Genomic DNA, 15,846 nt, shown 5'->3' with positions numbered 1-15,846 from the left:
ATCTCTCCGAAGCGGGAGGCGAATTCTACAGCGTTACACGCTGCTGTCAACACCTCTTTTTCAACTTCCTTTTGGCTTCGATGAACTGAAGCAACCCGCTGCCGAAACCTACATAACTCTTTGAATTTCAAGGAGTTTTCCGTTTCGACTGCGCCGGAAGTGGGGCGAATTATAGACATCTGAAATCTGCCGTCAACACCTATTTTCATAATTCTGTCACATCGGTCAAAAAACCCCGAAAACACGAAGGCCGACCTCAATGAGGTCGGCCTTCTCTGTAATCCCCTTCTACTTACAAGCTAGGGAAGGCGAACTGTGAAGCCTCATGGCTCGCACGTTGCGGCCAGCGCTGAGTGATCGCCTTGCGACGGGTGTAGAAGCGCACACCATCCGGACCATAAGCGTGCAGGTCGCCAAACAGCGAACGCTTCCAGCCGCCGAAGCTGTGGTAAGCCACCGGTACCGGCAGCGGCACGTTGACGCCAACCATGCCGACTTCGATCTCGTCGCAGAACAGACGCGCCGCTTCACCGTCACGGGTGAAGATGCAGGTGCCGTTGCCGTATTCGTGATCGTTGATCAGTTGCATCGCCTCTTCCAGGCTGTTCACGCGAACGATGCACAGTACCGGGCCGAATATCTCTTCTTTATAGATGCGCATCTCCGGGGTGACGTTGTCGAACAGGCAGCCACCGAGGAAGAAGCCTTCTTCATGACCGGCCACGCTGAAACCGCGACCGTCGACCACCAGGGTCGCGCCCGCTGCCACGCCGTCATCAACATAACCGCTGACTTTGTCACGCGCCTGACCGGTAACCAGTGGGCCCATGTCCAGACCGCACGAAGTGCCGGCACCGATTTTCAACGCTTGAATCTGTGGAATCAGTTTCGCTACCAGCGCATCCGCCACTTGGTCGCCAACACACACGGCAACCGAAATCGCCATGCAACGCTCGCCGCACGAACCGTAGGCCGCGCCCATCAGTGCACTGACAGCGTTATCAAGATCGGCATCCGGCATCAGCACCGCGTGGTTCTTCGCACCGCCCAGTGCCTGAACGCGCTTGCCGCGCTTGGTACCTTCGGCGTAGATGTATTCAGCAATCGGTGTCGAACCAACGAAGCTCAGTGCTTTGACTTCTGGCGCTTCGATCAGCGCGTCCACGGCAGTCTTGTCGCCGTGAACCACGCTCATCACGCCTTTCGGCAATCCGGCTTCCAACAGCAGTTGAGCAATCAGCAGGGTGGAGCTTGGATCACGCTCGGATGGCTTGAGGATGAAGCAGTTGCCGCAGACGATCGCCAACGGGTACATCCACAGCGGCACCATGGCCGGGAAGTTGAACGGGGTGATACCGGCCACGATGCCCAGCGGCTGGAAGTCCGACCATGCGTCGATGTTCGGGCCGACGTTGCGGCTGTACTCGCCCTTGAGGATTTCTGGCGCTGCGCAGGCAAACTCGACGTTCTCGATGCCGCGCTTCAGTTCACCGGCAGCGTCTTCCAGAGTCTTGCCATGTTCTTCGCTGATCAGTTGCGAGATGCGTGCTTCGTTCTGCTCCAGCAGTTGTTTGAAGCGGAACATCACCTGAGCGCGTTTGGCCGGCGGCGTGTTGCGCCAGGCCGGGAACGCAGCCTTGGCGGCATCGATGGCTTTCTGGATGGTGGCCTGGCTGGCCAGTGGCAGCTTGTGGATAGCCTGACCGGTGGACGGGTTGAACACATCAACCGCGCGACCGTTCTCGGTCACCAGTTCGCCATTGATCAAATGCGGGATAACGCTCATCGAAAACTCCTGAATTCTTGTGCGCAGACGCCCGCAAGAGGCGCCTGCCATTTGCATAGCTATATAGAAGGAAAAATCAGTCGAGCTTGTTCAGCACTTCGCCGACCGCGTCGAACAGACGATCGAGGTCTTGCGGCTTGCTGTTGAAGGTTGGGCCGAACTGCAGGGTGTCGCCGCCGAAGCGTACGTAGAACCCGGCTTTCCACAGGGCCATGCCCGCTTCGAACGGACGCACGATGGCGTCGCCGTCACGCGGGGCAATCTGGATGGCACCGGCCAGGCCGAAGTTACGGATGTCGATAACGTTCTTCGAACCTTTCAGGCCATGCAGCGCGTTTTCGAAATGCGGCGCGACTTCCGCCACGCTCTGTACCAGGTTTTCCTTTTGCAGCAAGTCGAGTGCCGCCAGGCCAGCGGCGCAAGCCACCGGGTGTGCCGAGTAGGTGTAGCCGTGCGGGAATTCCACCGCGTACTCAGGCGTCGGCTGATTCATGAAGGTCTGGTAGATCTCAGAGCTGGCAATCACCGCGCCCATCGGGATCGCACCGTTGGTGACTTGCTTGGCAATGCACATCAGGTCCGGGGTCACACCAAAGGTGTCGGCGCCGAACATGTTGCCGGTACGGCCGAAACCGGTGATCACTTCGTCGAACACCAGCAGGATGCTGTGCTGGTCGCAGATCTCGCGCAGACGTTTCAGGTAACCCTGGGGCGGAACCAGCACGCCAGCGGAACCAGCCATCGGCTCAACGAATACGGCGGCGATGTTCGAAGCATCGTGCAGTTCGATCAGCTTCAGCAGTTCATCGGCCAAGGCAATACCGCCCTGCTCCGGCATGCCACGGGAGAAGGCGTTGCTGGCCAGCAGCGTGTGCGGCAGATGATCGACGTCCATCATCGCCTGACCGAACAGCTTACGGTTGCCGTTGACGCCGCCGAGGCTGGTGCCGGCGATGTTCACACCATGGTAACCACGGGCACGGCCAATCATTTTGGTTTTGGTCGACTGGCCTTTCAGGCGCCAGTAGGCACGGACCATTTTCACCGCGGTGTCGGCGCACTCGGAACCGGAGTCGGTGAAGAACACGTGGTTCAGATTGCCCGGGGTCAGCTCGGTGATTTTCTCGGCCAGCTGGAACGACAGCGGATGGCCGTACTGGAAGCCCGGCGAGTAATCGAGGGTTCCCAGTTGCTTGGAGACTGCTTCCTGAATTTCCTTGCGGGTGTGGCCCGCACCGCACGTCCACAGACCGGACAACGAGTCGTATACCCGGCGGCCCTTGTCGTCGATCAACCAGCTGCCTTCGGCGCCAACGATCAAACGCGGGTCGCGCTGGAAGTTGCGGTTGGCGGTGTACGGCATCCAGTGCGCGTCCAGCTTCAATTGGCTGGCCAGTGGCGACTGAGCGTTTTCAGGCATGTTCATCGGGCAAAACCTCGCAGGGCATAAGCGTCAGGGAGATAAAAAGCGTTGTTGCAGCTAAATTGCCACGGCGATAAAGTCGGTGAAATTCAACTCTTCTAACCTTCAGTTAGAACTTTGCTAAACAATGAGAACAATAAGATGAGCAGCCGCCGCCCCGATCCGCTGGCCCAGGTGAGTGATTTTGATATTCGCCTGCTACGGATTTTTCGCAGCGTGGTGGAATGCGGCGGCTTCTCGGCGGCGGAAACCGTGCTCGGTATCGGTCGTTCGGCAATCAGTCAGCAGATGAGCGATCTGGAGCAGCGTCTCGGTTTACGTTTGTGTCAGCGCGGCCGCGCCGGTTTTTCGCTGACCGAAGAAGGCCGTGAGGTGTATCAATCGGCGCTGCAACTATTAAGTGCGCTGGAAAGTTTCCGCACTGAGGTCAACGGCCTGCACCAGCATTTGCGCGGTGAGTTGATCATCGGTCTGACCGACAACCTCGTTACCCTCCCCCACATGCGCATCACCCACGCCCTCGCCCAGTTGAAGGAACGCGGGCCGGATGTGCAAATTCAGATCCGCATGATTGCGCCGAATGAAGTCGAGCAAGGCGTGCTCGATGGGCGACTGCATGTCGGTGTGGTGCCGCAGGCCAGTGCGTTGTCGGGACTGGAATATCAACCGCTGTACAGCGAGCGCTCGCTGCTTTACTGCGCGGTGGGTCATCCGTTGTTTTATGTCGATGACAAGCAACTGGATGACGAACGCCTTAACAGTCAGGACGCAATTGCGCCGACGTTTCGTTTGCCGGCGGATATTCAGGCGCATTACCAGGCGCTCAATTGCACAGCGAGTGCTTCTGACCGTGAGGGCATGGCGTTTTTGATTTTGACCGGGCGTTACATCGGGTATTTGCCGGATCACTACGCCAGTCTCTGGGTGCAGCAGGGGCGTTTGCGTGCTTTGAAAGCAGGGACGCGGTTTTACGATTTGAGTCTGGCATCGGTCACGCGCAAGGGGCGTCGCCCTCATTTGGTGCTGGAAAGCTTTTTGGAGAGTCTGGCGGCGACGCGTTGATGAGGGATGCGACGTTGGTGAAGTACAGCAAGATCAAGGGATCGCAGCCTTCGGCAGCTCCTACAGAGATAATAAGTTGAGCAAGTGGACAGGTTTTTGCAGAGGGGAATTACTTCGTTCCTTTGACAAGAAGCCCTAAGCCATGCAGCCAGATTCCGCACCGTCCAGCGACCTGATCTACGGCCTCAACGACCGCCCCAAACCACTCGCCGCGACACTCGCGGCACTGCAACACGTGCTCGCCAGTTTCGTCGGCATCATCACCCCGCCGCTGGTGATCGGCTCGGCGCTCGGGTTGACCGCATATTTGCCTTACTTGATCAGCATGGCGTTGATGGTCTCGGGCGTCGGCACGTTTATTCAGGCGCGGCGCCCGTTCGGGATTGGCGCGGGGATGATCTGTCTGCAAGGCACCAGTTTTGCTTTTCTTGGTGCGGTGCTGTCGGCGGGGTTTCTGGTCAAGCAACGCGGCGGCAGCCCGGAAGACATTCTGGCGATGATTTTCGGTGTGTGCTTTTTCGGCGCAATCGTACAAATCGTCCTCAGCCGCTTCATCGGTCAATTGCGTCGAGTCGTTACGCCGCTGGTGACCGGGATCGTTATCACCCTGATCGGCATCAGTCTGATCAAGGTCGGCATCACCGACCTGGGCGGTGGTTTCAATGCAGCGGACTTCGGCGCGCCGGGCAATCTGGCGCTGGGCGTGTTTGTGTTGCTGACGATCATTCTGCTCAACCGCTCGAACACGCCTTGGGTGCGTTTGTCGGCCATCATCATCGGTTTGGTGCTGGGCAGCCTCGCCGCGTGGTTCAGTGGGAAACTGGTGCCGCAGCCACTGCCTGACTTGCCACTGGTGAGTTTTCCTACGCCGTTCAAGTTTGGCTTCAGCTTCGACTGGACGGCTTTCCTGCCGGTCGCGCTGATTTATCTGATCAGCACCATCGAAACCGTCGGCGATCTTACCGCCAACTGCATGCTCGCCCGGCAACCCATCAGCGGGCCTTCTTATATAAGTCGCCTGCGTGGTGGCGTGCTCGGCGATGGCGTCAGTTGCATGATCGCCGCGACCTTCAGCGCTTTCCCCAACACCACGTTCGCGCAGAACAACGGCGTGATCCAGTTGACCGGCGTCGCCAGCCGCTATGTCGGTTTGTACATTGGCGCGATCCTGTTTTGTCTCGGTATGTTCCCGATGATCGGCGCCGTGCTGCAACAGATCCCGAAACCGGTGCTCGGCGGCGCGACCCTGGTGATGTTCGGCGCGGTGGCCGCTGCCGGCGTGCGCATCCTCGCGCAGTCGCCGCTGGATCGACGCAGCATGTTGATCATCGCCACGTCGTTCGGCGTCGGCCTGGGCATTGCCGCGCAACCGAACCTGCTGCACCTGCTGCCGAAACTGGTGCAGAACCTGTTTGATTCGGCGATCACCAGCGGCGGCCTGACCGCAATCATCCTTTGCCTGCTGCTGCCGGAGTCGAAAACCGAGGCCGCTGAAGCGCACCCGCCGCTGAACAAGATCGAACAGGCGTAACGATTTTATCGCTCAAACACTTGTCGGATGCCTGTGGGTGCGCTATCAACGCAACTGGTTGCACCCACAGACAAACCCGGAAGTGCCTATGACCTTTGAAGTCCCAGCCCATGGCGGCAAACCCGCCAGCCGCATTCGTCAAAAGAACGAAGAGACCATCCTCAAAGCTGCCGAAGACGAGTTCGCCCGCCACGGGTACAAAGGCACCAGCATGAACACCATCGCCCAGAATGCCGGGTTGCCCAAGGCGAACCTGCATTACTACTTCACCAACAAACTCGGTTTGTACGTGGCGGTGCTGAGCAACATCATCGAGCTGTGGGACAGCACCTTCAACACGCTCACCGCCGAGGACGATCCGGCCGAAGCGCTGACCCGCTACATCCGCGCCAAGATGGAATTCTCCCGGCGCCAGCCGCAAGCCTCGCGGATCTTTGCGATGGAAGTGATCAGCGGCGGCGAATGCCTCAGCGAATATTTCAATCAGGATTACCGCGCCTGGTTCACCGGCCGCGCGGCGGTGTTTCAAGCGTGGATCGATGCGGGCAAAATGGACGCGGTCGATCCGGTGCACTTGATCTTCCTGTTGTGGGGCAGCACCCAGCATTACGCCGACTTCGCCACGCAGATCTGTCGTGTCAGCGGTCGCAGCAAACTGACCAAGCAGGACATGGAAGACGCCGGCAACAACCTGATCCGCATCATTCTCAAAGGCTGCGGCCTCACTCCTTCTCTATAAGACGTTTATGCCTTTCACCCTCAGCGGTTTTTGCGAGTACCGCGAAGAGATTCGCAAAAGCCGCTTCATCACCTTCGCTATGCCGATCGGCAGCCCTGCCGAGGCGCAGGCGTTTTTCGAACAGCACAGCGACTTCAACGCCTCGCACAATTGCTGGGCGTGGAAGCTCGGCGATCAATACCGCAGCAATGACGACGGCGAACCGGGCGGCACGGCGGGTCGGCCGATTCTGGCGGCGATTGAAGCGCAGGATTGCGATCAGGTCGCGGTGTTGGTGATTCGTTGGTACGGCGGAATTCAATTGGGCACGGGCGGTTTGGCCCGGGCGTATGGCGGTGGCGCGAACAAGTGTTTGCAGACGGCGGCCAAGGTTGAGTTGATCAGTCGGGTGCCGTTGAGTTGTGCTTGCGGGTTTGCCGAGTTGGCATTGGTGAAGTTGCGGGTGGCTGATCTGGGTGGGTTGGTTGTTGAAGAGAATTTTACGGCGAATGGCGTTGAGTTGAAGTTGGCGGTGGGTGAGGCGCAGATTGCTGTCTTGCAAACTCAACTAGCCGATTTGAGCCGTGGCCGGATTTTGTTGCAGCGGTGAAGCAAGATCAAAAGATCGCAGCGTTCCGCAGCTCCTACACTTTAAATGCGTTCTCCCTGTAGGAGCTGCCGAAGGCTGCGATCTTTTAGGGCATCCCCCGTTTTCCTTATTCCACAGAGTTGCCCACATCTGCTGTGCACCCGACTGTGGATAACCTGAGTACATTCCGCTGTAACCCTTCTGTCACGTGGCTTTGCGCGGTTTGTTCACTTTTCGTTCAATTCACCCGACGAAATGTAAATTCCAAACAGAAACAATCAGTTAGCCTCGTTTATCACCATTAGAAGAAAGCATCACTGTGCTTATGCCCGGCTATTTGGCTTGCACACAATAACTGTGGAGCAACCTGTGGATAACCCGTTCATGACCGCCGCAGTCGCAGGTTCTGCCTAGCTCCCATGGGTTTGCTCGTTTTTTGATCAGTTGCCGACGGGCAAAACTGGAGCCCGATCAACGGCTTTGCTCTGAATTGGTGCCGGGCCTGCGCATGATTAGCTGCGGAATGCTCTGCAGCAGACGTCCACGCGCACGGCCCGCTCGGGTTCCTGACTCAATGGCCAGGAAATTGCTTTATCCACAGGCACAACTCCAAGCCAGTCGAGCCTGTCATGCCAATCGCACCACCCCTCCCGCGCCTGCAACTGCGCCACATCAGTAAACGCTACCCCGGTTGCCTGGCCAACGACGCCATCGACCTGAGCATCGCGCCGGGGGAAATCCATGCCCTGCTCGGTGAAAACGGTGCGGGCAAAAGTACGTTGATGAAGATTATCTACGGCGTCACCCAGGCCGACGCTGGGGAAATGCTCTGGCAAGGCCAACGCGTCAACATCCGCAGTCCGGCGCAGGCGCGGCAGTTGGGCATCGGCATGGTGTTCCAGCATTTCTCACTGTTCGAAACCCTCAGCGTCGCGCAGAACATCGCGCTGGCAATGGGCGCGGCGGCCGGGACACCGAAACAACTGGAACCAAAGATTCGCGAAGTGTCGCGCCGCTACGGCATGGCGCTGGAGCCGGAGCGACTTGTCCACAGCCTGTCGATCGGCGAGCGGCAACGGGTGGAGATTGTTCGCTGCCTGATGCAGGACATTCGCCTGCTGATTCTCGATGAACCGACTTCGGTGCTGACGCCACAAGAGGCCGACGAGTTGTTCGTCACCCTGCGCCGCCTCGCCGCCGAAGGCTGCAGCATTCTGTTTATCAGTCACAAACTCGGTGAAGTGCGCGCTTTGTGTCATAGCGCGACAGTTCTGCGCGGCGGGCGCGTGGCCGGGCATTGCGTGCCAGCCGAATGTTCGGATCAGCAATTGGCGCAGATGATGGTTGGCGAAGCGGCGGCGTTGATTGGCGATTACCCGAAGGCCAGTGGCGGCACGACGTTTTTACGGATGAGCGGATTGAGTTGGCACAACCCGGACCCGTTTGGTTGCTCGTTGGCGGACATCAATCTGCAAGTACGCAGCGGTGAAATCGTCGGCATCGCCGGGGTCGCGGGCAATGGTCAGGATGAGTTGCTCGCCCTGCTCAGTGGTGAACAAACCTTGCCTGAGGCCGAAGCGGCAACCCTTCGATTCGCTGAGCAGAATGTTGCCGATTTGCGCCCGGACGCGCGGCGCAAACTGGGTTTGGCGTTCGTGCCTGCCGAACGCCTCGGCCACGGCGCGGTACCGGAATTGAGTCTGGCCGATAACGCCCTGCTTACCGCTTTCCAACGAGGCCTGGTCCGCCACGGTTTGATCGAACGCGGCAAAGTCGAAGCCCTCGCCCAACAGATCATTCAGCGCTTCGGCGTGAAAACCCCGGACATGCACACCGCTGCGCGCAGCCTCTCCGGAGGCAACCTGCAGAAATTCATCCTCGGTCGGGAAATCCTCCAGCAACCGAAACTGCTGATCGCCGCGCACCCGACCTGGGGCGTTGACGTCGGCGCCGCCGCGACCATCCACCGCGCGCTCATCGCGTTGCGCGATGCCGGTGCGGCGATTCTGGTGATTTCCGAAGACCTCGACGAACTGTTCCAGATCAGCGACCGCCTCGGCGCCTTGTGTGGCGGACGCTTGTCGGCGCTGCACAACACCACCGATACGCAACTCAGCGACATCGGCGGCTGGATGGCCGGCCAGTTCGACAACCCACCTTCTGCCGCCACGGTTTAACGGAGTTTTACTCATGCTGCTTTCCCTCGAACCCCGCGGCCAGCAATCGCGCTTGATGCTGTGGTGCTCGCCGTTGTTGGCAGCGGCGCTGACGCTCGGCTGCGGCTCACTGTTGTTCATCGCCCTCGGTCATGACCCGCTGCAAACCTTGCACACGCTGCTGATCGCGCCGGTCAGCGACTTGTATGGTGTCTCCGAATTGCTGGTCAAGGCGCTGCCGATTCTGCTCTGCGCACTGGGCCTGGCAGTGGCGTATCAGGCGCGAATCTGGAACATCGGCGCAGAGGGGCAATTACTCCTCGGTGCGCTCGCCGGCAGCGCGTTGGCGGTGAACATCATCGACGTGCAAAGTCGCTGGGCGCTGGTATTGATTTTGCTCACTGGCACCGTCGCTGGCGCGGCGTGGGCCGGGCTCACCGCGTGGTTGCGCACGCGCTTCAACGCCAACGAAATCCTCACCAGCATCATGCTCAATTACATCGCGCTGAACCTGCTGTTGTTCTGCGTCCATGGGCCGTTGAAAGATCCGGCCGGGTTCAACTTTCCCGAGTCGGCGATGTTCGGCGACGCCAGTCGTTTGCCGCTGCTGATGGAGGATGGCCGCGTGCATGCCGGGGTGTATTTCGCCCTGCTCGCTCTGGTGGCGGTGTGGGTGTTGTTGCAGAAAAGTTTTGTCGGCTTCCAGATCAAAGTGCTTGGACTGGACAAGCGGGCGGCAGGATTTGTCGGCTTTCGCGAGAAGCGTTTGATCTGGCTGGCGCTGTTGATCAGCGGCGGTCTGGCCGGGCTTGCTGGGGTCTGCGAAGTGACCGGGCCGATTGGCCAATTGGTGCCGCAGGTGTCCCCGGGTTACGGCTATGCGGCAATCACCGTGGCGTTTCTCGGGCGCCTGAATCCGATCGGGATTCTGTTTTCCAGCCTGTTGATGGCGCTGTTGTACATCGGTGGTGAGAGCGCGCAGATGACCCTGAATCTGCCGCAGGCGATCACCCAGTTATTCCAGGGAATGATGCTTTTTTTCCTGCTCGCCTGTGACGTGCTGATTCTCTATCGGCCACGTCTGAAACTGCGCTGGGTGAAGCGCACGTCGACCACCGCCGTAACCGCCGGAGCGCTGTGATGGATATCGATCTGTTGAGCAATATTTTCTACGCCATGGTGCGGTGCGGCACGCCGCTGCTGCTGGTGGCGTTGGGTGAACTGATCTGCGAGAAGAGCGGCGTGCTCAACCTCGGTCAGGAAGGGATGATGCTGTTTGGCGCGGTGATCGGTTTCATCGTCGCGCTGAACAGCGGCAACCTGTGGTTGGGCGTGTTGCTGGCGATGCTGGCCGGGATGTTGCTGTCGTCGCTGTTTGCCTTGGTGGCGCTGGTGTTCAACGCCAATCAGGTGGCGACCGGGTTGGCGCTGACGATTTTTGGTGTCGGACTGTCGACCTTTGTCGGCGCGGCTTGGGTCGGGAAACCGCTGGCCGGTTTTGAGCCGTTGGCGATTCCTTATTTGAGTGAGATTCCGTTGATTGGGCGGATGTTGTTCGCGCAGGATTTGCTGGTGTACCTGTCGTTCGCACTGTTTGCGCTGGTCGCGTGGGTGATCATCAAAAGTCGTGTCGGGCTGATCATTCAAGCGGTCGGTGAGAACCCGGATGCGGCAAGTGCAATGGGGCTGCCGGTGCTGACCGTGCGTACGCTGGCGGTGCTGTTTGGCGGGGCGATGGCCGGGTTGGCCGGGGCTTATTTGTCGCTGGCGTACACGCCGATGTGGGCGGAGAACATGACTGCCGGGCGTGGCTGGATTGCCTTGGCGCTGGTGGTGTTTGCCAGTTGGCGGGTGTGGCGGTTGTTGCTTGGGGCTTATTTGTTTGGCCTCGCCAGCATCCTGCATTTGGTGGCGCAGGGATTGGGGCTGGCGATCCCATCGAGTTTGCTGGCGATGCTGCCGTACGTGGCGACGATTGTGGTGCTGGTGCTGTTGTCGCGCGATGCGCTGCGGACGCGGTTGTATGCGCCGGTTTCGTTGGGGCAGCCTTGGCAGGCGGGGCATTAATGTAGTGATTTCAATGGCCCCATCGCTGGCAAGCCAGCTCCCACAGTGTCTATGTCGTGCACAAAATCCGTGATCAACACTGAACCTGTGGGAGCTGGCTTGCCAGCGATGAGGCCCTGACAGGCAACACCTGAGCAATGCCCCACGCCAGTTCGAAGACCAGAAAAAACAGCAGAATCGAACTGGCGCCATGGACCAAGGCATACGCCTGCCAAGCCGCAAAAAGAAATCTGGCCACCGCGTCATAGCGTCCATAAAGCGCCTGCGGATCACGAATCCGCAGCACCGCCCACACGCACACCAGCGAACCCAACAGATTCGCCATCAACAGATGCACAGGTTGAAACGCCGGCAGCTCACCCGGCAAATTCAGTGCGCTCAACAACCCGTGCACAAAAGCAAAACTCCACGGCGTGGCAAACGCTGCCGTGACGATCAGGTCATGCCAGGCGCTGCCGCGCACCACGTGGCGATACTGCGTTGAAGTCCACATCATCCATGCTCCAGAAATTCAGGGAGCAAGCACGGTAAAGCCTGGAGTATGCTCCAGGGTCAACAGCTGTTTTGAGAGCCCGCATGCGTATCGGTGAATTAGCCCAGGCCAGCGCCGTCAGCCGTGACACCCTGCGTTTCTACGAGCAGCGCGGGTTGATCGCGGCGCAACGCAGTGCCAACGGTTACCGCGACTATCCGCCGGAGATGGTGCAACTGGTGCTCTATATCAAAACCGCGCAACGCCTGGGATTTACCCTCGGCGAGATCGGTGACAGCGTTGCTGCGTTGTGGAACGCGCCCGATCCGGACAGCGCCGTGGCGCAGTTGCTGCGCGACAAACTGCAACTGATCGAAACCCGCATGCGCGAACTCGACGTACTGCGGCAAGAGCTGCAACTTCGGCTCGGTCAGGCCTGTCCATTGAATCCATGATCCTCATTCATCAAGGAAGCCCATCATGTCTGCAAAAAACGCACTGATCATCGGCGCCTCCCGGGGCCTGGGCCTCGGTCTGGTGAAAACCCTGTTGGCCGACGGCTGGCAAGTCACCGCCACCGTGCGCAATCCGCAAAACGCCGAGGCGCTGCAAGCGCTGGGCAAGGTACGGATCGAGAAGCTCGACATGGACGATCAGCAAGCGGTGATCGCTCTGAGCCAACAACTCAAGGGCGAAACGTTCGACCTGCTGTTCGTCAACGCCGGGGTCAAAGGCCCGGCCGATCAGACCCCGGGCGGCGCGACACTGGCCGAAGTCGGTCAGCTGTTTTTCACCAACGCCGTGGCGCCAATCAATCTGGCCCAGCGTTTTGCCGGGCAGATTCGTGACGGCAGCGGTGTGCTGGCGTTCATGAGTTCCGGGCTGGGTAGCGTGACGGTGCCGGACGCGCCGGAGCTGGCGCTGTACAAGGCGAGCAAGGCTGCGCTGAATTCGATGACCAACAGTTTTGTCACGCAATTGGGCGAGCAGAAGATGACGGTGTTGTCGCTGCATCCGGGTTGGGTGAAGACCGATATGGGCGGCGAAGGCGCGGATCTGGATGTCGAAACCAGCACCCGCGGGCTGGTCGATCAGGTGAACGCGTATACCGGCAAGGGTGGGCATCACTTCATCAACTACAAGGGTGAAACGATTCCCTGGTAAGCAGCGAAAATCAGACTCCCCTGAATACCTGCATGACTGGCTAACTGTAGGAGCTGCCGAAGGCTGCGATCTTTTGATTGTCAAAAACAAGATCAAAAGATCGCAGCCTCCGGCAGCTCCTACAGGGTTGCGCATTTTGTTTGGAATGCGCGTTGTCGGATCACATCGGGTTGGGCTTGCCCCATGCGGCGTTTTGTTCGAAACTGCGCACCTCGTCCCCGCGGCGACCCTGGATCAGCAGACAGGGCATCACTGAGCTGGCAACCCTGAACCCCATTTTCAGAGGAGCCGGCAACATGCCCGCGACCCGTACCTGGTTAAAAAACCCCCTCGCCATTTTCACTTCCAACGAGCTCGATGCCCGTGGCGGCCTTGTCGTGCAAGACGGTGTCATCGTCGAAGTGCTGGCTGCCGGCCAACAGCCGTCGGCGCCGTGCAATGCAGTGTTCGATGCCCGCGAGCATGTGATCCTGCCTGGCCTGATCAACACCCATCACCACTTCTATCAAACCCTGACTCGCGCCTGGGCGCCGGTGGTCAATCAGCCGTTGTTCCCGTGGCTGAAAACCCTTTACCCGGTGTGGGCGCGCCTGACGCCTGAGAAACTCGCCCTCGCGACCAAAGTCGCTTTGGCCGAATTGCTGTTGTCGGGTTGCACCACCGCTGCCGACCACCACTACCTGTTCCCGGATGGCTTGGAGAACGCCATCGACGTGCAAGTCGAAAGCGTGCGTGAACTGGGCATGCGCGCCATGCTCACCCGGGGTTCGATGAGCCTCGGCGAGAAGGACGGCGGCCTGCCGCCGCAGCAGACCGTGCAGGAGGGTCAGGTGATTCTCGACGACAGTCAGCGCCTGATTCACGAGTACCACGAGCGTGGCGATGGCGCGCAGATCCAGATCGCCCTGGCGCCGTGCTCGCCGTTCTCGGTGACCCCGGAAATCATGTCGGCCAGCGCCGAACTGGCGAACAAGCTCGACGTGCGTCTGCACACGCATCTGGCCGAAACCCTCGACGAAGAAGACTTCTGCCTGCAGCGTTTTGGCCTGCGCACCGTTGATTATCTGGACAGTGTCGGCTGGCTCGGCCCACGCACCTGGCTGGCCCACGGCATCCATTTCAACCCGGACGAAATCGCCCGCCTGGGTCAGGCTGGCACCGGCATTTGCCATTGCCCGAGTTCGAACATGCGTCTGGCTTCCGGCATTTGCCCGAGTATCGATCTGACTGACGCCGGTGCGTTGTTTGGTCTGGGCGTCGACGGTTCGGCGTCCAACGATGCGTCGAACATGATTCTCGAAGCGCGTCAGGCGCTGTACATCCAGCGCCTGCGTTACGGCGCCGAGAAGATCACCCCGGAACGCGTGCTGGGCTGGGCGACCAAGGGTTCGGCGAGCCTTTTGGGTCGCACCGACATTGGTGAAATTGCCGTGGGCAAGCAGGCGGATCTGGCGTTGTTCAAGCTTGATGAGCTGCGCTTCTCGGGCAGCCATGATCCGATTTCGGCGCTGTTGTTGTGCGGCGCCGATCGTGCGGACCGGGTGATGATTGGCGGCAAGTGGCGCGTGGTTGACGGCCAGGTTGAAGGCCTCGATTTGAAAGGCCTGATCGCCGATCACAGCCAGGCGGCGCGCCAGTTGATCGCCGGTACCTGATCCCCCTCCCCATATGATCGTTCCCACGCTCTGCGTGGGAATGCATCTCGGGACGCTCCGCGTCCCAGCAGCGGACGCAGAGCGTCCATGGCGGCATTCCCACGCGGAGCGTGGGAACGATCAATATCAAAGGCCGAGCAGGGACAGCATGATGAACGTCGCAAACAGCACAAAGTGCGTCATGCCTTCGATGGCATTGGTCTCACCGTCATTCAGGTTGATCGCGCTGACGATCAACGTCAGGAAAATCATCACCGTCTGCACCGGCGTCATCGCCATCTGAAACGGCTGGCCGGTGTACAGCGCCATCGCCTCCATCACCGGCACCGTCAGAATCACCGTCGACAGTGACGCCCCCATCGCAATGTTCACCACCGACTGCATACGGTTAGCCAGCGCTGCGCGCAACGCGGTCAAAATCTCCGGCGCAGCGGAAATCGCCGCCACCAGAATCGCCGTGATCACCGGCGGTGCGCCCGTGCCTTCCAGGCCCAGATCGAGGGTCTTCGACATCACTTCGGCGAGTGCGCCGATCACCACCACACCAAACACCAGAATGGCGATCGACAGCGCCAGGCTGACCGGTTTCGGCTCCTGTTCAACGGGTTCTTTCTTGCGGCGCTTGTCCGGGTAGCTGTAGCTGAAAAAGTAACTGTGCGGCCCGACCTGCATGCGCAGAAACAACGCGTAAAGCACCACCATCGCACCGATGGTGAACGCCGAATAAATCTTCCAGTTCGCCTCGGGAATAAATTCCGGCACCACCATCGACACGCCCATCGCGGTGAGAATCATCACGCTGTAGCTGCGCGCCGAATCGTCGTTGTAGGACTGCTCGCCATGCTTGATTCCGCCCATCAGTGCCGCGAGGCCGAGGATGCCGTTGATGTCGAGCATGACCGCCGAGTAGATCGTGTCACGCACCAACGTTGCCGAGGCTTCGTTACTCATCATGATCGCGAGGATCACCACCTCCACCAGCACGGCGGCGAGGGTGAGGATCATCGTGCCGTACGGGTCGCCGACTTTTTCCGCGAGCAATTCGGCCTGATGAGCGACACGCATTGAGGCGGCGACGATGAAGGCGATCAGCACCAGGCCGCCGATCAGCGCGACGATCTGGCCGCTGTGCAGCAGCCAGTGTTCCAGCGGATAGGCGACGCACGCGGCGATGACGGCCAGTAGCAGAAAGCTTTCTTGCTTGAGGATCGAGAGCATGGCGG

Annotated in this window: 14 protein-coding genes; 10 read left to right on the top strand and 4 right to left on the bottom strand. The window is 59.7% G+C overall.

Translation table 11 applies throughout. The features are described 5' to 3' along the window. Positions 1 to 292: 292 nt before the first annotated feature. Positions 293 to 1,786 (bottom strand): CoA-acylating methylmalonate-semialdehyde dehydrogenase, encoded by a 1,494-nt coding sequence (locus ACIF4X_RS19420; RefSeq protein WP_397483365.1) that lies wholly within the window; start codon positions 1,784 to 1,786, stop codon positions 293 to 295. A 76-nt stretch (positions 1,787 to 1,862) separates the two neighbouring features. Then, positions 1,863 to 3,212 (bottom strand): aspartate aminotransferase family protein, encoded by a 1,350-nt coding sequence (locus ACIF4X_RS19415; RefSeq protein WP_397483364.1) that lies wholly within the window; start codon positions 3,210 to 3,212, stop codon positions 1,863 to 1,865. A gap of 138 nt (positions 3,213 to 3,350) precedes the next feature. On the opposite strand from ACIF4X_RS19415, the gene ACIF4X_RS19410 reads away from it, so the two are divergent. The 7 genes from ACIF4X_RS19410 (at position 3,351) to ACIF4X_RS19380 (ending at position 11,332) form a co-directional block, all read left to right on the top strand. Then, entirely contained in the window at positions 3,351 to 4,271 is a 921-nt protein-coding gene (locus ACIF4X_RS19410; protein WP_053116962.1) for a LysR family transcriptional regulator, read from the top strand. A 142-nt stretch (positions 4,272 to 4,413) separates the two neighbouring features. Next, a complete protein-coding gene (locus ACIF4X_RS19405) occupies positions 4,414 to 5,802 on the top strand; it encodes a uracil-xanthine permease family protein (protein WP_397483363.1) in 1,389 nt (462 codons plus the stop codon). A gap of 88 nt (positions 5,803 to 5,890) precedes the next feature. After that, entirely contained in the window at positions 5,891 to 6,541 is a 651-nt protein-coding gene (locus tag ACIF4X_RS19400; protein WP_397483362.1) for a TetR/AcrR family transcriptional regulator, read from the top strand. Between the two features lie 7 nt (positions 6,542 to 6,548). Further along, entirely contained in the window at positions 6,549 to 7,130 is a 582-nt protein-coding gene (locus tag ACIF4X_RS19395; RefSeq protein ID WP_397483361.1) for an IMPACT family protein, read from the top strand. A gap of 608 nt (positions 7,131 to 7,738) precedes the next feature. After that, on the top strand, positions 7,739 to 9,286 hold the full coding sequence (locus ACIF4X_RS19390) for an ABC transporter ATP-binding protein (protein ID WP_397483360.1): 1,548 nt from the start codon (positions 7,739 to 7,741) through the stop codon (positions 9,284 to 9,286). A 13-nt stretch (positions 9,287 to 9,299) separates the two neighbouring features. Beyond that, complete coding sequence (locus tag ACIF4X_RS19385; RefSeq protein ID WP_397483359.1) at positions 9,300 to 10,406, top strand: ABC transporter permease; 1,107 nt, start codon at positions 9,300 to 9,302, stop codon at positions 10,404 to 10,406. Then, positions 10,406 to 11,332: an ABC transporter permease gene (locus tag ACIF4X_RS19380; protein WP_064118442.1), complete on the top strand. Its 927-nt coding sequence runs from the start codon at positions 10,406 to 10,408 to the stop codon at positions 11,330 to 11,332. Before ACIF4X_RS19385 ends, ACIF4X_RS19380 begins: the two co-directional genes overlap by 1 nt. Positions 11,333 to 11,405: 73 nt before the next feature. Here ACIF4X_RS19380 and ACIF4X_RS19375 read toward each other — a convergent pair whose 3' ends face one another. Then, positions 11,406 to 11,825 (bottom strand): hypothetical protein, encoded by a 420-nt coding sequence (locus tag ACIF4X_RS19375; RefSeq protein WP_397483368.1) that lies wholly within the window; start codon positions 11,823 to 11,825, stop codon positions 11,406 to 11,408. 83 nt (positions 11,826 to 11,908) lie between these two features. Between ACIF4X_RS19375 and ACIF4X_RS19370 the strand changes: the two genes are divergently transcribed. The 3 genes from ACIF4X_RS19370 (at position 11,909) to ACIF4X_RS19360 (ending at position 14,623) form a co-directional block, all read left to right on the top strand. Then, complete coding sequence (locus ACIF4X_RS19370) at positions 11,909 to 12,259, top strand: MerR family transcriptional regulator (RefSeq protein WP_322845803.1); 351 nt, start codon at positions 11,909 to 11,911, stop codon at positions 12,257 to 12,259. 22 nt (positions 12,260 to 12,281) lie between these two features. Further along, complete coding sequence (locus tag ACIF4X_RS19365; RefSeq protein WP_194935572.1) at positions 12,282 to 12,968, top strand: SDR family oxidoreductase; 687 nt, start codon at positions 12,282 to 12,284, stop codon at positions 12,966 to 12,968. A 296-nt stretch (positions 12,969 to 13,264) separates the two neighbouring features. Next, positions 13,265 to 14,623 carry an 8-oxoguanine deaminase gene (locus ACIF4X_RS19360; RefSeq protein WP_273916053.1) on the top strand — a complete coding sequence of 453 codons (1,359 nt, stop codon included), beginning with the start codon at positions 13,265 to 13,267 and terminating at the stop codon, positions 14,621 to 14,623. Between the two features lie 126 nt (positions 14,624 to 14,749). Here the strand turns inward: ACIF4X_RS19360 and ACIF4X_RS19355 are convergent, their stop codons facing one another. Then, on the bottom strand, positions 14,750 to 15,841 hold the full coding sequence (locus tag ACIF4X_RS19355) for a calcium:proton antiporter (RefSeq protein ID WP_397483358.1): 1,092 nt from the start codon (positions 15,839 to 15,841) through the stop codon (positions 14,750 to 14,752). Positions 15,842 to 15,846: the final 5 nt, after the last annotated feature.

Source organism: Pseudomonas sp. NPDC085632 (genome assembly GCF_044541255.1).
Lineage (GTDB): Bacteria > Pseudomonadota > Gammaproteobacteria > Pseudomonadales > Pseudomonadaceae > Aquipseudomonas.
This window is presented reverse-complemented; position numbering and strand designations above follow the sequence as displayed.

What these genes read in the sequence shown, in the direction of transcription:
- ACIF4X_RS19420 (WP_397483365.1), bottom strand. Translation starts at nt 1,786, where the DNA reads ATGAGCGTTATCCCGCATTTGATCAATGGCGAACTGGTGACCGAGAAC.
- ACIF4X_RS19415 (WP_397483364.1), bottom strand. Translation starts at nt 3,212, where the DNA reads ATGAACATGCCTGAAAACGCTCAGTCGCCACTGGCCAGCCAATTGAAG.
- ACIF4X_RS19410 (WP_053116962.1), top strand. Translation starts at nt 3,351, where the DNA reads ATGAGCAGCCGCCGCCCCGATCCGCTGGCCCAGGTGAGTGATTTTGAT.
- ACIF4X_RS19405 (WP_397483363.1), top strand. Translation starts at nt 4,414, where the DNA reads ATGCAGCCAGATTCCGCACCGTCCAGCGACCTGATCTACGGCCTCAAC.
- ACIF4X_RS19400 (WP_397483362.1), top strand. Translation starts at nt 5,891, where the DNA reads ATGACCTTTGAAGTCCCAGCCCATGGCGGCAAACCCGCCAGCCGCATT.
- ACIF4X_RS19395 (WP_397483361.1), top strand. Translation starts at nt 6,549, where the DNA reads ATGCCTTTCACCCTCAGCGGTTTTTGCGAGTACCGCGAAGAGATTCGC.
- ACIF4X_RS19390 (WP_397483360.1), top strand. Translation starts at nt 7,739, where the DNA reads ATGCCAATCGCACCACCCCTCCCGCGCCTGCAACTGCGCCACATCAGT.
- ACIF4X_RS19385 (WP_397483359.1), top strand. Translation starts at nt 9,300, where the DNA reads ATGCTGCTTTCCCTCGAACCCCGCGGCCAGCAATCGCGCTTGATGCTG.
- ACIF4X_RS19380 (WP_064118442.1), top strand. Translation starts at nt 10,406, where the DNA reads ATGGATATCGATCTGTTGAGCAATATTTTCTACGCCATGGTGCGGTGC.
- ACIF4X_RS19375 (WP_397483368.1), bottom strand. Translation starts at nt 11,825, where the DNA reads ATGTGGACTTCAACGCAGTATCGCCACGTGGTGCGCGGCAGCGCCTGG.
- ACIF4X_RS19370 (WP_322845803.1), top strand. Translation starts at nt 11,909, where the DNA reads ATGCGTATCGGTGAATTAGCCCAGGCCAGCGCCGTCAGCCGTGACACC.
- ACIF4X_RS19360 (WP_273916053.1), top strand. Translation starts at nt 13,265, where the DNA reads ATGCCCGCGACCCGTACCTGGTTAAAAAACCCCCTCGCCATTTTCACT.
- ACIF4X_RS19355 (WP_397483358.1), bottom strand. Translation starts at nt 15,841, where the DNA reads ATGCTCTCGATCCTCAAGCAAGAAAGCTTTCTGCTACTGGCCGTCATC.